Consider the following 16887-nt stretch of genomic DNA (forward strand, 5'->3'; position numbering starts at 1 on the left):
GTCCTCGGCATCTCCCTGACACGCGCCGTGGAAGAAAAGGCCGGCGGCGCGCACGCGTTCAGTCCGCATAACCCTGCAGGCTGCGAATCAGCTCCAGATAGTCATCGACGGCGGTGAATTCTTCGGTATCTTTCTGCCCGCGCCGGCTGTCCGGCTCACGGATGGCCAGCAGATGAGCGACGCCGTAGTCGCGGGCGCTGCGCAATACCGGCAGGCTGTCGTCGATGAACAGCGAAGTGGCCGGATCGAAATCCAGATCCGCTTTCAGCGCATCCCAGAACTGGGCCTGCTCCTTGGGAAAGCCATAGTCGTGGGAGCTGATCAGCCGGTCGAACCAGGGCGCCAGCTCGATGCGTTCGAGCTTCAGCGACAGGGAGTCGCGGTGCGCATTGGTGATTAGCACCACCCGCTTGCCGGCATCGCGCAGGGCCGCGAGAAATTCGTCCGCGGCCGGACGCAGGGCGATCAAGTCGGCGATCTCGCGCTTCATTTCGCGTATCGGCAGGTTCAGCTCGCGGGTCCAGAAATCCAGGCAGTACCAGGTGAGCTTGCCCTCGTGCTCATTGAACAACGGCGCCAGTTCCAGTTCGGCCATGGCCTGACTAATGCCGTGCAGCTGGGCGTAACGTTGGGGCAGGAATTCGAGCCAGAAGTGGTTATCGAAGTGCAAATCCAGCAGGGTACCGTCCATGTCCAGCAGGACGGTGTCGATTTCAGACCAGGGCAGCGAAGCGATCATGGCGGGCTCTTTTCGGCAATTGGCGCAATGGTGCGACAGCGGTCGGTTCGATGCAAAGTGGTCGGCACGGAAAGCCGGGTTACAGGCCGCATAACCGAGCGCAGTAGTTTCCACACTGCCTGTTATGATTGCGGTTCGCGTTTCAAAGGATCCTCCCATGCGCCAGAAACCTACAGTGCTTGCCCGTGAGATCGTCGCTACCAGCCGTCTGTTCCGTGTCGAGGAGCTGCAGTTGCGGTTTTCCAACGGCGTCGAGCGCACCTACGAACGGCTGGTCGGCAAGGGCGCCGGTTATGGTGCGGTGATGATCGTCGCGCTGGAAGACGACGGCAAGGCGCTGTTGGTCGAAGAGTACTGCGGTGGCACCGACACCTATGAGCTGTCTCTGCCCAAGGGGCTGATCGAGCCGGGTGAAGATGTGCTGGACGCCGCCAACCGCGAACTCAAGGAGGAAGCCGGCTTTGGCGCGCGCACGCTCGAATGGCTGACCGAGCTCTCGCTCTCGCCCGGTTACATGAGCCAAAAAATCCAGGTGGTGCTGGCCAGCGATCTCTATCCCGAACAACTGCCAGGCGACGAACCGGAGCCGATGCGCGTCGATCGGATCGACCTGCGTGAGCTGTCGAGCCTGATCCAGAATCCGCAATTCAGTGAAGGCCGTGCGTTGGCGGCGCTGTATCTGGCGCGTGATCTTTTGAGCCAGCGTGGGGAGTTCAACGAATGAGCCATCCGTATCTGGCACCTGTCATCGACCTGGTACGCGCTGCGGGCCAAGCCATCCTGCCGCATTGGCGCAGCGGCGTGCAGGTCCATGAAAAGGCTGATGCCTCGCCGGTTACCGCGGCCGACATGGCCGCTCATCATCTGCTGGCCGACGGCCTGCGCGCATTGGATCCCGACATCCCGGTGCTTTCGGAAGAGGATTGCAACCTGAGCCTGGCCGAACGGGCGGGTTGGACGCGCTGGTGGTTGGTCGATCCACTGGACGGCACCAAGGAATTCATCGCCGGCAGCGAGGAGTTCACCGTCAACGTGGCGCTGATAGAACAGGGGAAGGTGCTGTTCGGCGTGGTGGGCATTCCGGCCAATGGCCGCTGTTATTACGGCGGTGCCGAGTACGGTGCTTGGCGCGCTGAAGCCGACGGCGCGGCGCAGCCGTTGCAGGTGCGCCACGAGCCGGCCGAGAGTTTCACGGTGGTCGCCAGCCGCCGTCATTCGAGCCCGGCGCAGGAGCATTTGCTTGACGGGTTGCGCCAGCGCTTCGGGGAGCTGGTGCTGGCCAATGTCGGCAGCTCGCTGAAGCTGTGCCTGCTGGCCGAAGGCGCTGCGGATTGTTATCCGCGCCTGGCACCGACCTCGCAGTGGGACACTGCCGCTGCTCAGGGCGTGCTCGAGGGCGCGGGCGGAGAGGTGCTGGATGTCACGGGCGCGACGCTGACTTACGAAGCGCGGGAGAGCTATCTCAATCCATCCTTTCTGGCGTTGCCGCGCGCTGTGACGTGGCGTGCCGCGCTCATCGAACTGGCGAATCGCTGAATCGCTGAATCGTAGCCATCGGCGCAAGCCGTGTCCGGGCTGTTAGTGCTAACCCTTTACTTGAAGGCGACCACCATGACCAGCCAGGCGCTTGAGGGGAACGCTGGAGCCGTGTCGTGTCATTGAAAACGCCCATCGGGATACGTCAATGGATCTGGCGCGCCTTCGTCCGGAGTGCGTTGATTCCGCTAGTACTGGTCGAAGTGGTGCTGATCGCCGCCTACTTGCTGACCAACAATGCGATCCGGGACGCGCAGACAGAACATCTGCGCGAAACCGCGCTCGCTGAACTGCAGACCGCGGTTGCCCGCGAGGCACGGATCATCAGCCAGCAGCTGCAGCAGGTGGCCAGCGCCACCACCCTGTTCCGCAACTTCACCGCTCGGGCGTTGGAAGACGAAAGCACCGAACCGCTGCCGCAGCTGCGGCTCGACCCTCGAGGGGTGCGCTACAGCCCGCACGACGACGGCGGCGCGGCAAGCTTCTATTCCGCGGCCACCGCGCCCGAGCAGCAGGATCTGGAGAAAGTGGCGCGCCTACGCCGCCTCGATCCGCTGATGAAAGAGCTGCATGCCGGCAACCCACTGATCGCCAGCCTCTATTTCAATAGCTGGGACAGCTACAACCACATCTACCCTTGGTTCAACACGGCGGAGCAGTATCCGCCGGACATGGATATCCCCAGCTACAACTTTTATTACCTGGCCGGCTCCTGGCATAACCCGGCGCGTCGGGTGGTCTGGACGGATGTATATCTGGACCCGGCCGGGCACGGCTGGATGATGTCGGCCATCGCGCCGGTGTACCGCGACGATTATCTGGAAGGGGTCACCGGCATCGATATCACCGTCAACGGCATCCTGCAGCAGATCGCCGGCTTGCGGGTGCCTTGGGGCGGTTATGCGATGTTGATCAGCCGCGACCTCAACATCATGGCGCTGCCCGAAGCCGGCGAGCACCAGTTTGGCCTCGATGAGCTGACCGAACATTCCTACGAGGAAGCGATTCGCCGGGAAATATTCAAGCCTGAAGATTTCCACCTCGGGCGCCGCCCCGAAACCCGGCAGTTGGCACATGCCATCGCGGCACAGCCCGATGGCGTGCAGCGTGTGAGCCTCGATGGCCAGCAGCAGCTGGTGGCCTGGGGGACGGTGGAGCAGACCGGCTGGCACCTGCTGACGGTGGTGGACGAGGCCGAGGTGTTCAGCCAGACCAATACGCTCGCCAGCCACTATCGGCAGATCGGCTATCTGTTGATCGCTGGCCTGCTGCTGTTCTACGTGCTGTTTTTCGCCTACATGTGGCTGCGTGCGCGGCAACTCAGCCAGTCGCTGCTAGCGCCTATCGCCAGCATTTCGCAGATGATGGGGCAGATCGGGCAACGTCAGTGGCGATCGCAGCCGGTCGCCTCCGACATTCGTGAACTCGACGATCTGGCGCAGCATACCCATGCCATCGGTGGTCAGCTGGAGCTCAGCGAGGCGCAGCGCTCGCAGGCGCAGGAACGCCTCGAATTGGTGCTCGAAAGCGCGACCGAGAGCCTCTGGGAAAGCGATACGCGCAACGGCACGCTGCACGTTCGCGGGCGTCTGCCGGCCCGCTTCGGGCTCCCTTCGTCGCAGCTCAGCCAGGCGCAGTTTCTGCAACGCATTCATCCGCGCGACGTGCCCCGCGTGCGTGCCGAGATGACGCGCATGCTCATGGGGCACGCGCTGCACTACGAATGCGAGTTCCGCCTCGCCGACGCGCTCGGCGAGTATCACTGGTTGTTGAGTCGCGGCAGGGTGCTCGAGCGCGACCCGCAGACCGGTGAAGCCACGCTGCTGGCCGGCACTCATGTCGACATCGATGCGCTCAAGCGAGTCGAGGAAGACTTGCGCCACGCCACGCAGCAGGCCCTGGCGGCCAACGAGGCCAAGACCCATCTGATTTCCAGCATCAGCCACGAATTGCGTACGCCGCTGAACGCGATCCTCGGCTTCGCGCAGCTGATGCGCATGGACTGCTCGCCCGAAACCAGTCCGGAGGCGGCCGACTACCTCGATGAAATCCTGCTGGCCAGCCGCCATCTGAACCAGCTGCTCGGCGACATTCTCGATTGGTCGAGCCTTCAGGCCGAGCGCCCGCGACTGGCGCTCGAACGGGTCGAGGTCACCGCACTGATGCGCGAATGCGCCGAGCTAGTGGCGCTCGACGTCAAGCGCCACGGTTTGCAGTTGGCGTTCGATCTGCCGGCGGGGCCCATCGAGGTGCTGGCCGAACCGCGGCGTCTGCGTCAGGTAGTGCTTAACCTGCTGTCCAACGCGATCAAATACAACAGGCCGTCCGGGCAGATTCTGCTCAGCATCGAAACGGTGGCTGGCCAGGTGCGCCTGTTGGTCGAAGATACGGGTCTCGGAATAGACGAGGCGCTGCAGGCGCGAATGTTCGAGCCGTTCCAGCGCCTGGGTCGCGAGAACTCGAACATTCAGGGCGCCGGTATCGGGCTGTCCCTGTGCCTGGAATACGCCAAGTTGATGGGCGGCAGCATCGGTGTGAAGAGCGAGTTGGGTACCGGTAGCCTGTTCTGGATTGCACTGCCGATCATCGAGCCGCCGCCAAGTTTGCCGACTCATGAGCGGCCGCGGATCGTCTATGTCGAGGACGATCCGGCCAGCCAACTGCTGGTGCGCAAGGCGCTGGAAGACCTCGGTGAGGTCAGCGTGGTTAGCAATGGTCGGACGGCGTTGGAGCAGGTGCTGAGCGATCCACCGGACCTGCTGTTGCTGGACCTGAATCTTCCCGAACTGACGGGAGATGAGTTGCTGAGGCTGCTGCGCAAGGCTCCGGCCACACGGGAATTGCCGATTATCGTGCTCAGTGCGGCCATTGAAGAGGCGGGTGGTATCGATTGCCAGGGATGGCTGGGCAAGCCGCTGGACCTCGACGAGCTGCGCCGGCTGGTAAGTGGATCGCTCCAGTCCGTAGGGCCGAATTCATTCGGCCGCAGATTGTGAAAGCCGAACAAGTTCGGCCCTACGGGCTCTTTAAACCCTCCCGCCAGCCGGAAGGCCGGCTCCGTCGCGCCGCGACGGAGCGGTAACAGACTCTAGTCGGCGCGCTCGCCGCAGAGATCGAGCGCGAACCAGTGTTCGACCTCCGCTTGCGACAGCCCGGCGCCGAGCAACGCAAACAGCTTGCCCAGCGCTGCTTCGCGAGTCATCCCGCCGCCGGAAACCAGACCGCTGGCGGCCAGCTTGCTGCCGGCCGCGTAGATGCCGAACTCGACGTGACCCTGCGGGCACTGGCTGATCGCCGCGAGCACCACGCCACGCGCATGGGCTTCCTTCAATGCGGTCAGCAGCTCCTCATCATCCGAAGGCCCCGTGCCGCTGCCGTAGCATTCGAGCACTAGGCCCTGCACTTCACTTGCGAGTACCGCGCGCACCTGCGTGGCCTGGATGCCCGGATACAGCGGCAGCACAGCCAGGTTGACCGGCTGGCGCGGCTGACGGTAATCCAGCGCCGATTCGACGTCCGATGCGCCTTGACCCATGCGCGGGCGTGGCAGTACGGCGAAGGCATCGAACTCGGTGGCGCTCAGCTTGGTGAGCCGCGCGCCGTGCATCAGTTTGCCGTGAAAATAGACCTGCACACCGGGCCGGATGCCGTCGCGCAGCGCCTGTATCGCGCCGAACAGGTTCGCCCAGGCGTCGCTGTTCGGCGCGCCGGCCGGCAGCATCGAGCCCGTCAACACCACCGGCACGGGCAAGCCGAGCAGCAGGAAGCTCAGGGCGGCTGCGCTGTAGGCAAGCGTGTCGGTGCCGTGCAGCAGCAGGACGCCGTCGCAGTGCCCGGCGTCCACTTCCTCGGCAATGGTGGCGGCCATCACCAGCCAGTTGCGCTGGGTCATGGACGCGCTGTCGATGGGCGGCAGCAGCTCGCGGAAATACCAGTCCGGCCAGCCCTGGCCATCCGTGGTTTGCCGGTCGCGCAAACGTGCTTCGAAGCCGCTCGAGGGCGTCAGCCCTTGGTCGCTCATCTGCATGCCGATGGTCCCGCCGGTATAAAGAACCAACAGGCGTTTTTCGGGTCTGGTCACGGTGATTTTCCTGCCGGTTGCTTATCTGGCGTGATCGCTTCTGTACGTTCGGACTGTGCTGTTCGGCCGTCCGATCCGGACTGTCTCAAGGTTTTGCTGGCCTGGGCCAGCGCTCTCTCAATCTGCTGCGGTGATTCATGCAAAGCCTGCTCGAAGAAATTCTCGATGAAGTGCGTCCTCTGCTCGGCCAGGGCGCGGTGGCCAATTACATTCCGGCGCTGGCGGAGGTCGACCCGGTGCAATTGGGCATTGCCGTCTACGGTGTCAGCGGCAAGACCTGGCAGGCGGGCGACGCGCAGACGCCGTTCTCGATCCAGAGCATCTCCAAGGTTTTCAGTCTGGTCCAGGCGATCCAGCATTCCGGTGAGGGAATCTGGTCACGCCTGGGTTATGAGCCCTCCGGGCAACCGTTCAATTCGCTGGTGCAGCTGGAGTTCGAGGCTGGTCGGCCGCGCAATCCCTTCATCAACGCCGGGGCGCTGGTGATCTGCGATATCAATCAGTCGCGCTTCGCCGCGCCGACGCTTTCGTTGCGAGATTTCGCCCGGCGGCTTTGTGGTAATCCGTTGATCGTCTCCGATGCCAAGGTCGCCGCGTCCGAATACCAGCACCGTGCCCGCAATGCGGCCATGGCCTATCTGATGCAGGCGTTCGGCAATTTCCACAACGATGTCGAGGCGGTGCTGCACAGCTATTTCCATCATTGTGCGCTGCGCATGAGCTGCGTGGACCTGGCGCGCGCCTTCGCTTTTCTGGCACGTGAAGGGCACTGCCTGCACAGTGACGAGCAGGTGCTCAGCGCGCGTCAGGCCAAGCAGGTCAATTCGATCATGGCAACCAGCGGTCTCTACGACGAAGCGGGCAATTTCGCCTATCGGGTCGGCCTGCCGGGCAAGAGCGGCGTAGGCGGCGGCATCGTTGCGGTAGTGCCGGGGCGCTTCAGCGTCTGCGTCTGGTCACCCGAGCTGAACGCCGCCGGCAACTCACTGGCTGGCATCGCGGCGCTGGAAAAGCTCACCGAACGGATCGGCTGGTCGATCTTCTGACAGGTCTGTTGACGTTTCGTCGCCGCGAACGAAGCGTCAACAAACCCTGGCCGTGCATCGCGGCGCTACCGGCTCAACGTTGCAGCACGGTTCCGGCTACGGGCGCTTCGCTGGTTGGCGCGGGTGTGGCCGGCCAGGCGCTGTGGTCGATGTCCAAGTCAGCGTAATCCTTCGCATTGAGCACCGGCTGCTCGATGCCGGCGCGTACCTGCGCATCGTAGTCGTGCATCAGGCGCAGGCCGGTCTTGAACAGCAGTGCCACGGCGATCAGGTTGACGATCGCCAGCAGGCCCATGGTCAGGTCGGCGAAGGCGAACACGGTGCCCAGATCCTGCAGCGAACCCCAGAGCACCAGGGCAATCACCAGCGCACGGTAGCCCTGGATCAGGGCACGCTTGTCGCTGAAGAAGCCCAGTGCGTTCTCGCCCAGGTAGTAGTTGTAGATCAGGGTGGTGAACACGAAGAGCAGCAGCGCGATGCTGATGAATACCCGGCCCCACTCGCCGACGACCGCAGCCAACGCCGTTTGCGTCATGACTACGCCCGCGACGTCTGCGGTCTCGGGGCTGTAAACGCCCGACAGCAGGATGATCAGCGCCGTGCTGGTGCACACCAGCAGGGTGTCGATGAACACGCTGAGCGACTGCACGATGCCTTGCGTCGCCGGGTGCTTCACTTCGGCCACTGCCGCGACGTTCGGTGCGCTGCCCAGGCCGGCCTCGTTGGAGAACAGCCCCCGCTTGACACCCATGATGATCGCCGCGCCGATGCCTCCGGCGAATGCCGGTTCGAGACCGAATGCGCTGCGCACGATGAGCGTCAGTGCTTCGGGCACCATTTCGGCGTTCAGGCCGATCACCACCAGCGCCATGCCGATATAGGCGAAGGCCATGATCGGCACGAGAACGTCTGCGATGCTGGCGATACGACGGATGCCGCCGAAGATGATCATCGCCATGATGATCGCCAGCACTACGCCGCTGATGTAGGTCGGCACGCCGAAGGTGTCGTGCATCGAGCTGGCCACGGTGTAGGACTGCAGTGCGTTGAAACCGAAGCCGAAGGTAACCAGCAGCAAGACCGAGAACAGTACCGCCATCCAGCGCTGGCGCAGCCCGTGCAGCATGTAGAACGCCGGGCCGCCACGGTAGCTGCCGTCCGCCTGGCGGCGCTTGTAGAGTTGCGCCAGCAAGCATTCGAAATAACTGGTGGCCATACCGACCAGCGCCACCATCCACATCCAGAACACCGCACCCGGCCCGCCGAGCATGATGGCGACCGCGACGCCGGCGATGTTGCCCGCGCCGACACGACCGGCGACGCTGAGCATCAGCGCCTGGAACGAACTGAGCTGGCCGGGCTTGCGCTTGAAGGCCTCGCCGAAGATACGGAACATGCTGCCGAAGTAGCGGAACTGGACGAAGCCGGAGCGGATCGTGAAATACAGACCCAGGCCGACCAGCATGACGATCAGGAGCTTGCTCCAGATGAGGTCGTTGAGAATATCGAGCATGGCGTAGTGATCTCTTGTTGTTTTGGAAGTCAGGAACGCAGGGCGGAATGGTTGGCCAGACGCATTGGTCACACAATTACGCAGGTCGCGGCGAGTTGGCGCGAGTTGATGCTAGTATTGCGCCGCTCGCATCATCGGAACAGATCATGCACGACCATCTCGGCGCCAACCTCAAACTGCTTTGCAGTCACTACCGCTCGATCGCCGAGGTGTGCCGGAAGCTGTCCATCAACCGCGCCCAGTTCAACAAATACCTGAACGGCCAGAGCCGCCCGACCGCGCACAACCTCAAACGCATCTGTGATTTTTTCGGCGTCGAAGGCTATGAACTGGCCCTGCCCAGCGACCAGTTCGCCCAGCTGATTGGCATGCGCAGCCATGATCACGAACGCATCGCCGCCAGCGACCCGCTGCTCGAGCTGTTTCAGCCGCTACGCGACAACGCCAGCAGCCTTTCACGCTACTGCGGGTATTACTTCGAGTACGCCAACTGCATGTCAGTGCCGGGGAAGATCCTGCTCTCGCTGGTGCACCTGCGCGAGGATCGCGGCAGCTTCGTTTTCGAACGGCAGGAGCGACAGGAACAGTCGCGCGCTGACAATCCCAAGGCCGAGGATTGGGTAGTGCGTTGCCGTTATCTGGGCGCGGCGTTCTATCTGCAGGATCGCCTGTTCCTCATCGACTACGAGTCGCTGACGAGCAACGAGATGAGCCAGACCATTCTTATCCCCAGCTTCAAGAGCCGCATCAAACGTCTGAACGGACTCAAGACCGGCGTCTCCAGTGGCGATCGACGAACCCCGTTATGCACGCGCGTGGTGTGGGAATACCTGGGCAGCGAGATCAACCGGGTCAACGCCTATCGCCAGGTCATGCTCTACGACCTGGACGATCCGCGCATCGACCCGGAAATCCGTGAGCGGCTGGCATCGGCGTCCATGCGTGATGGCTTGTTCGAGATCGAGTAGCGGCGGGCTCGCGTTCGCCTTGGCTGGGGCCCGCGGTTGAGGTCAGGCGCCAATAGCGCCTTGCGCTCCATTGGCGTAGTGGGAGGTTCAGCAGAGCTCGGGATGTTTGACGCAGCTGCCGTAGCCTTCGGTCTTCATCTCATCCAGCGCCTTCTGCAGGCGCGTGACGACTTCATCGGGCGTGTCCTTGTTCAGGGCCAGGTACAGCGGGGCGGAGTTGAACACCAGCACGGTGTTGAAATCGCTCACGCCTTCCTGCCTGGCGTAGTGGCGCCAGACCGGGTCCGAGGTGGCCCAGAGATCAATCGTGCCACTGAGCAGTTTTTGCAGATTTTCCTGATCGCGCAGCGCATTGATCGGCGCCAGGCCCTGGGCTTCGACGCGCTGGCTGACGGCGCTGCTCTTGTACGCTCCAATCCGATAGCCTCTGGCCTGCTCGAGGCTGGTCAGCTTGAGGTCCGTACCCGGCGCCGAAAGCAGCACGCTTTCGTACTGGGCTATGGGGCCGACCCATTTGAATAGTGGTCGGCGCTCATCGGTCATGGACGTGGAGAACAGGCCGTGGTCGGGCAGATCGAGCGTCGACTGATAGATGCGATCCCAAGGAAAGCGCAGCGTCATCGAGTAGGCGATGCCGGCGCGCTTGAACATTTCCCGAACGGTGGTCGCGCTTATGCCTTGGATGTTCTGCTCGCGCGCGAAGTTTTTGCCGTCGTCGGCCATGTTGAAAGGCGGGAAGTTCTCGGTTTGCAGCACTACTTCGTAGCCCTGCGGAAGCTCCGCTTGAGCGAGCGGCGCGGCAACGAAAGAGCTGAGCAACATGGTAACGGCGAGTAGTTTGCGCATGGGGCCTCCGAAGAATCGGCGGATTCTACGCAAGGCCTGTAAGCGGTGATTTGTGCCGTATCACGGTTCTGGCTGTGGTTGGTGCATGATCATCTCTGCCGCTATGGGCAGAGCAAAAAAAGCCCGCGCTTTGAGTCAGCGCGGGCGTTATAGCCTTCATCCGATCCGGCATACCCGCTCGCGGAAGCCGTGGCGCAAGCAGCACGTAGGCGGTATGCCGTCAGCCCTTTAGCGGCACCAGCCGCGGCGCAATCATATTTTCCGGGCGCAGGATGTCGTCCAGGGTGGCGTCGTCCAGCAGTTGTTCCTCGCGCACCAGCTCCAGCACGCCGCGACCGCTGAGCAGCGCCTGGCCGGCGATGCGGGTGGCATTCTCGTAGCCGATGTAGGGGTTCAGCGCGGTGATCAGGCCGATGGAGTTCTCCATCAGCTCGCGGCAGCGATCCTCGTTCGCCGTGATGCCGACGATGCAATGCTCGCGCAGCATGTCCATGGCGCGCTGCAGCAGGCGGATCGAATCGAACAGTTTGAAGGCGATCAGCGGCTCCATGACGTTGAGCTGCAGCTGGCCGGCTTCGGCGGCGATGGTCAGCGACAGATCGTTGCCGATCACCTCGAAGGCGACTTGGTTGACCGCCTCCGGGATCACTGGGTTGACCTTGCCCGGCATGATCGAACTGCCCGGCTGGCGTGGCGGCAGGTTGATCTCGTTGATGCCGGTACGCGGGCCGCTGGAGAGCAAGCGCAGGTCGTTGCAGATCTTCGACAGCTTGACCGCCAGACGCTTGAGCATGCTCGAGAAGGTGACGAAGGCGCCCATGTCTGAGGTGGCTTCGATGAGGTCGGCAGCGGGTTTCAGCGGATGCCCACTGATGGTCGCCAGGCGTTGCACGGCCAGGGCCTGATAGTTCGGGTCAGCGTTGATGCCGGTACCGATGGCGGTGCCGCCGAGGTTCACTTCGACCAGCAGCTGCGGCGCGATCAGGCGCAGGTGCTCAAGGTCTTCACCAAGCGTGGTGGCGAAGGCGCGGAATTCCTGGCCGAGGGTCATCGGCACCGCGTCCTGCAGCTGGGTGCGGCCCATCTTGAGCACGTGGGCGAATTCCGCACCCTTGTCGGCGAAGGCTCCGACCAGGCTGTCGAGGCTGGCCAGCAGGGTGTCGTGGCCGAGCAGCAGGCCCAGGCGAATGGCCGTGGGGTAGGCGTCGTTGGTGGACTGCGCCATGTTCACGTCGTTGTTCGGGTGCAGGTGGCGGTACTCGCCCTTGGCATGGCCCATGTATTCCAGCGCCAGGTTGGCGATCACCTCGTTGGCGTTCATGTTGGTCGAGGTGCCGGCGCCGCCCTGGATCATGTCGACGACGAACTGGTCGTGAAAATCGCCGCGAATCAGCTGCGCGCAGGCCTGGCTGATGGCCAAGTGCTTAGCGTCGCTCAGATGGCCCAGCTCACGGTTGGCGTCCGCTGCCGCCTGCTTGACCATCGCCAGCGCGACCACCAATTTCGGGTAATGCGCCAGCGGCACGCCGGAGAGGCGGAAGTTATGAACGGCGCGCAGGGTCTGGATGCCGTAGTAGGCGTCAGCGGGTACTTCGAGGGAGCCGAGCAGGTCTTTTTCGAGGCGGAATGATGCAGCGGAGGACATGAGGGTTCTCATCCGAGAGAAAGCGGCAGTTGCCGCGAAGGCCGCCACCATAGGGCTTGAGGCCTGTTTCCGGCCAATGCCGTTAATCGCTGGGTCATGCATGATCGGCATAACGATGATGTGACGTCGTTTCGCTCTGGAGCGTTATTGCGAAGCACGATCGGAACTTTCCCACGCCTGCCAGGAGCCGGCATGAACATCGAAACGAAATGGCTGGAAGACTTCGTCACCCTGGCTGCGACCCGTAGCTTTTCCCAAGCGGCCGAGCGGCGCTTCGTCACCCAACCGGCGTTCAGTCGTCGCATTCGCAGCCTGGAAAACAGTCTCGGGATTACGCTGGTGAACCGCACGCGAACGCCGATCGAGTTGACCGAGGCCGGTCAGCTGTTTCTGATCACCGCACGTAGCCTGGTCGAACAGCTCGGCGAGGTGCTGCGTCATCTGCATCACCTGGAAGGCCAGCAGGGCGAGGTGCTGCAGGTTTCGGCGGCACACTCGCTGGCGCTTGGGTTTTTTCCACAATGGATTGCCGGCCTGCGTGAGCTGGGCCTGAGCCCCAGCACCCGCCTGATGGCGACAAATGTGGGCGAAGCGGTGCACGCCCTGCGCGAAGGCGCCTGTGACCTGATGCTGGCTTATCACGATCCCGACGCCGCGCTGCAGCTGGATGCGGACATCTTCCCCTCCCAGCACTTAGCCAACAGCGAAATGTTGCCGGTCTGCGCCGTCGATAAGCAGGGCAGCCCGCTATTCGACTTGAACAGCGGCCAGAGCGTCCCGCTACTGGCCTACAGTGCCGGCGCTTTTCTCGGCCGTTCGGTCAACGGCCTGCTGCGCCAACGCCGGCTGCGCTGCACCACGGTGTACGAAACCGCCATGGCCGACAGCCTGAAAAGCATGGCCTTGCAAGGCCTCGGCGTAGCCTGGGTGCCGCGCCTGAGCATCACCGCCGAACTGCAGCGCGGCGAACTGGTGGAGTGCGCCGACGAAACCTGGCGCCTGCCGCTGGAAATCCGCCTGTATCGCTGCGCGCTGGTGCGCAAGGCGGCGGTGCGGCTGCTGTGGCGCCGGCTGGAGGGTGGCGGGTAGCGACGAGATTTGTGTCGCAGTTCTGTCAGCGACCATTCATGCGGCATTGGCGAGCGCCTGGAGCGTGCAGTCAGGCCCGCCGCCATAGGCGTCGTTTTGGTAGCTCGGGCCAGTTCACCGACTTGTTCACACAGCGTACGATGCCCCCGGCACCCAGGCGCAGCGTCCAGCGCTGTGCCACGGTAGCTTCCTGTCCCGGCTGTCGATGCACCAGTAGCAGGTTGTAGTCGTGCTGCTTTTCGATGGTGTGCGCCTGGATGGCCACCGGCTGGTCCTCTGCTTCCTTCCACTCGAACAGCTGCTGATGGCTGGCCTGGATCATTGCGCACAGCGGCTCGCAATCGAGGATCAGGCGTTCCTGGAGCTCGTCCTGTACCAGCGCCGCCTTTTCCAGGTGCAGCCATGAGCGGTAGCAGACGATCTGCCGCTCCTCGTTGGTGGCCCACTTGCCGGAATGCTCGCGCACGGCCTTGCTCAGCTCGGACAGCTTGCGGTAGTCGAGCCAGACCAGCTGCTGGGCCATGGACGCCTGGGTATAGGGCATTAGCAGACGGATCTTCCAGCGCGGCTTGCCCTTGCGCAGCCAGCGCGTGACGGTGTCGATCAGGTCGTCGCGCAGCAGGTCGCGCACCGCGTAAACCAGCGCGATACCGACCAGCAGCGCCAGGGACATTTTCTGACTGGCGTCGCGCACGTTGAACAGGAAGTATGTGAACAGCGACATGATCAGCATGGTAGAGGCCGCCTTCACCAGCTTGCGGGTGCCGGCGCCCAGTGCGGTGAGCTTCTGGCGCAGCACCACCGGGTATTCCAGCAATCGTAGATAAAGGCTCATGCGGTTCCAGACGCGGGTCGGCGCCCCCTGGAAGTCGCTGAGATAGTCGCGTTCGGTGCGGTAGCGGCGTTCTTGGTGCAGGAATTCGTGCACCGCCTGTTGCAGCTCTTCGTCGAGGTCCGCGAAGCCTTCCAGGGTCATGCTTTCCAGCAGGAACTGCTCCGCAAGCCAGGAAAAATAGATATCCACCTGGCGAAAGTAGCGCGATTGCTTGCTTTGCTTCGGCTCGGCCTTGCGCAGGCGCTGGGCGTAGTTCTGGCTGAGCCGCAGGGCACGTGCCAGCGGCTCGGCTGTCGCCTTGCCCTGCAACTGCTGACGCAGGCGATCCAAAGACGCCTGGAACTGGAAGAACGAGGCCCCATGCATGATTTCGTAGTGCGGCGACAGCAGCGAATAGGAGGTATCCAGCTTGCTGGCCCGGTCCTGGGCCGGCAGGCCCAGCAGCCGAAAGCGGTGGGTCAGGGCGCTGTGAAAGAACTGCTCTTCGGTCAGGGCGCGGGTGGAAAAGGTGGTCTCATGGGGGGTGAACAGGTACAGCTCGACCTGATGACGCCCCGGCTTGGTCAGCGTACGGCTCAATTGCAGGCGAAAATCGCCCTGGCGCTTCAATGAGAACACGGCACCTCCGATACGATACGCGAGGAGCATACCAAGCCTGGCCGAAAGCAGCGCTGGCCGTCATGAGGGCTTGCCTGCCAGCGTTCGGAGCGGGGCTCGTCATTGTCGTGGCAGGCGTGCGGTGTTCCGCTTAGTGGCATTCGTTACGGCATCGAAGATGAGCGGCCTTCATGCAGCCGTCCGGCTGTCAAGCCGCAGGCGCGACATGCGCGGCTTTCCGGTATAATGCCGCGCCTTCGAACCAGCACCTTCGCTGGTTTGCCCTGCATGCAAGCCACGCCCCCAGTGCGTGGCTTGTCGTTTTTGTAGCGCTGCGCAGCGCACGACGAGAGGCACGACGATGACCGCACTGGTAGGCGTGATCATGGGCTCCAAGTCCGATTGGTCCACCCTCAGCCACACCGCCGAGATGCTGGAAAAACTCGGCATTCCGCATGAAGTCACCGTGGTGTCCGCACACCGCACGCCCGATCTACTGTTCCAGTACGCCGAGAAGGCGGAAGAACGGGGGCTACGGGTGATCATTGCCGGTGCCGGCGGCGCGGCGCATCTACCAGGCATGTGCGCGGCCAAGACTCATCTGCCGGTGCTGGGCGTACCGGTGCAGTCGTCGATGCTCTCGGGTGTCGACTCGCTGCTGTCCATCGTGCAGATGCCCGCGGGCGTGCCGGTCGCGACCCTGGCCATCGGCAAGGCGGGCGCGGTCAACGCCGCTTTATTGTCGGCCAGCATCATCGGTCACGAATTCCCTGAATATCACGTTGCGTTGAAGAAATTCCGCGACGAACAAACCCAGACCGTGCTCGATAATCCGGATCCGAGGAACGCATAAATGAAGATCGGCGTGATCGGTGGCGGCCAGCTCGGCCGCATGCTCGCCCTGGCAGGAACGCCGCTGGGCATGAACTTCGCCTTTCTCGATCCGGCGCCGGACGCCTGCGCCGCGGTGCTCGGCGAGCACCTGCGTGCCGACTATGGCGATCAGGATCACCTGCGGCAGCTGGCCGATGAAGTGGATCTGGTGACCTTCGAGTTCGAGAGCGTGCCCGCCGAGACCGTGGCCTTCCTCTCGCAGTTCGTGCCGGTCTATCCGAGCGCCGATGCGCTGCGTATCGCCCGTGATCGCTGGTTCGAGAAGTCGATGTTCAAGGACCTTGGCATCCCTACGCCGGCCTTCGCCGATATCCAGTCCCAAGCCGATCTCGATGCCGCCGTGGCCAGCATCGGCCTGCCGGCCGTGCTCAAGACGCGCACCCTGGGCTATGACGGCAAGGGCCAGAAGGTGCTGCGCAAGCAGTCCGACGTCAGCAGTGCTTTTGCCGAGCTGGGCAGCGTGCCGTGCATTCTGGAAGGCTTCGTGCCGTTCAGCGGTGAGGTGTCGTTGATTGCCGTGCGCGCTCGCGACGGCGAGACCTGTTTCTATCCGCTGGTCCACAACACTCACGAAGACGGCATCCTGCGGTTGTCGGTGGCCAGCAGCAATCATCCACTGCAGTCGCTGGCCGAGGATTACGTCGGGCGGGTGCTGACAGAGCTGGATTATGTCGGCGTGCTGGCCTTCGAGTTCTTCGAGGTGGACGGCGGCCTCAAGGCCAACGAGATCGCGCCGCGCGTGCACAACTCCGGTCACTGGACCATCGAAGGCGCCGAGTGCAGCCAGTTCGAGAATCACCTGCGTGCGGTGGCCGGCTTGCCGCTGGGCTCGACGGCGAAACTGGGCGAAAGCGCCATGCTCAACTTTATCGGCGAAGTGCCGCCAGTGGCTAAGGTCATCGCGGTCGAGGACTGCCACCTGCATCACTATGGCAAGGCGTTCAAGGTCGGACGCAAAGTCGGTCACGCAACGTTGCGCTGCCCGGACCGCGCCACGCTTGATCGGCAGATCACCGCGGTCGAGTCGCTGATCGACCGCGACTGATCACCGGCCGTCTGGCCTGGGGTATTCAGTGGCGAACTGCCTAGCCCCTCTCC

Annotated in this window: 14 protein-coding genes; 8 read left to right on the forward strand and 6 right to left on the reverse strand. The window is 63.2% G+C overall.

Features of this window, described 5'->3' with window-relative positions:
* Positions 1 to 58: 58 nt before the first annotated feature.
* Positions 59 to 739 (reverse strand): GMP/IMP nucleotidase, encoded by a 681-nt coding sequence (gene yrfG / locus V6943_RS05335; RefSeq protein WP_131651275.1) that lies wholly within the window; start codon positions 737 to 739, stop codon positions 59 to 61.
* 157 nt (positions 740 to 896) lie between these two features.
* Between yrfG and nudE the strand changes: the two genes are divergently transcribed.
* The 3 genes from nudE (at position 897) to V6943_RS05350 (ending at position 5271) form a co-directional block, all read left to right on the forward strand.
* Positions 897 to 1463 (forward strand): ADP compounds hydrolase NudE, encoded by a 567-nt coding sequence (gene nudE / locus V6943_RS05340; protein WP_340552814.1) that lies wholly within the window; start codon positions 897 to 899, stop codon positions 1461 to 1463.
* The gene (cysQ, locus tag V6943_RS05345; RefSeq protein ID WP_181103155.1) at positions 1460 to 2275 is read left to right on the forward strand and encodes a 3'(2'),5'-bisphosphate nucleotidase CysQ; all 816 of its coding nucleotides are present in this window, start codon (positions 1460 to 1462) and stop codon (positions 2273 to 2275) included. The genes nudE and cysQ overlap by 4 nt, the downstream gene beginning before the upstream one ends.
* Before the next feature lie 116 nt (positions 2276 to 2391).
* On the forward strand, positions 2392 to 5271 hold the full coding sequence (locus V6943_RS05350) for a hybrid sensor histidine kinase/response regulator (RefSeq protein WP_340552815.1): 2880 nt from the start codon (positions 2392 to 2394) through the stop codon (positions 5269 to 5271).
* 92 nt (positions 5272 to 5363) lie between these two features.
* On the opposite strand, the gene V6943_RS05355 is transcribed toward V6943_RS05350, so the two are convergent.
* Positions 5364 to 6356, reverse strand: coding sequence for an asparaginase (locus V6943_RS05355; RefSeq protein ID WP_340552816.1), 993 nt, complete (start codon positions 6354 to 6356; stop codon positions 5364 to 5366).
* A 137-nt stretch (positions 6357 to 6493) separates the two neighbouring features.
* Here V6943_RS05355 and glsB point away from each other — a divergent pair, with 137 nt between their 5' ends.
* Positions 6494 to 7402: a glutaminase B gene (gene glsB, locus V6943_RS05360; RefSeq protein WP_340552817.1), complete on the forward strand. Its 909-nt coding sequence runs from the start codon at positions 6494 to 6496 to the stop codon at positions 7400 to 7402.
* Between the two features lie 73 nt (positions 7403 to 7475).
* Here the strand turns inward: glsB and V6943_RS05365 are convergent, their stop codons facing one another.
* Complete coding sequence (locus tag V6943_RS05365) at positions 7476 to 8915, reverse strand: alanine/glycine:cation symporter family protein (protein WP_340552818.1); 1440 nt, start codon at positions 8913 to 8915, stop codon at positions 7476 to 7478.
* 146 nt (positions 8916 to 9061) lie between these two features.
* Between V6943_RS05365 and V6943_RS05370 the strand changes: the two genes are divergently transcribed.
* Positions 9062 to 9883 (forward strand): helix-turn-helix domain-containing protein, encoded by an 822-nt coding sequence (locus tag V6943_RS05370; RefSeq protein ID WP_131651281.1) that lies wholly within the window; start codon positions 9062 to 9064, stop codon positions 9881 to 9883.
* Between the two features lie 87 nt (positions 9884 to 9970).
* Here V6943_RS05370 and V6943_RS05375 read toward each other — a convergent pair whose 3' ends face one another.
* Positions 9971 to 10729 (reverse strand): substrate-binding periplasmic protein, encoded by a 759-nt coding sequence (locus V6943_RS05375; RefSeq protein ID WP_340552819.1) that lies wholly within the window; start codon positions 10727 to 10729, stop codon positions 9971 to 9973.
* Positions 10730 to 10949: 220 nt separating this feature from the next.
* Entirely contained in the window at positions 10950 to 12374 is a 1425-nt protein-coding gene (locus tag V6943_RS05380) for an aspartate ammonia-lyase (protein WP_197445315.1), read from the reverse strand.
* A 192-nt stretch (positions 12375 to 12566) separates the two neighbouring features.
* Here V6943_RS05380 and V6943_RS05385 point away from each other — a divergent pair, with 192 nt between their 5' ends.
* Entirely contained in the window at positions 12567 to 13463 is an 897-nt protein-coding gene (locus tag V6943_RS05385) for a LysR substrate-binding domain-containing protein (protein WP_340552820.1), read from the forward strand.
* 70 nt (positions 13464 to 13533) lie between these two features.
* On the opposite strand, the gene V6943_RS05390 is transcribed toward V6943_RS05385, so the two are convergent.
* On the reverse strand, positions 13534 to 14916 hold the full coding sequence (locus V6943_RS05390; protein ID WP_340552821.1) for a hypothetical protein: 1383 nt from the start codon (positions 14914 to 14916) through the stop codon (positions 13534 to 13536).
* A gap of 340 nt (positions 14917 to 15256) precedes the next feature.
* On the opposite strand from V6943_RS05390, the gene purE reads away from it, so the two are divergent.
* Positions 15257 to 15748 (forward strand): 5-(carboxyamino)imidazole ribonucleotide mutase, encoded by a 492-nt coding sequence (gene purE / locus V6943_RS05395; protein WP_340552822.1) that lies wholly within the window; start codon positions 15257 to 15259, stop codon positions 15746 to 15748.
* On the forward strand, positions 15749 to 16834 hold the full coding sequence (locus V6943_RS05400) for a 5-(carboxyamino)imidazole ribonucleotide synthase (protein WP_340552823.1): 1086 nt from the start codon (positions 15749 to 15751) through the stop codon (positions 16832 to 16834). It abuts the gene before it with no gap.
* Positions 16835 to 16887: the final 53 nt, after the last annotated feature.

The sequence above is a fragment of the Pseudomonas sp. CBC3 genome, assembly GCF_037967085.1.
GTDB lineage: Bacteria > Pseudomonadota > Gammaproteobacteria > Pseudomonadales > Pseudomonadaceae > Stutzerimonas.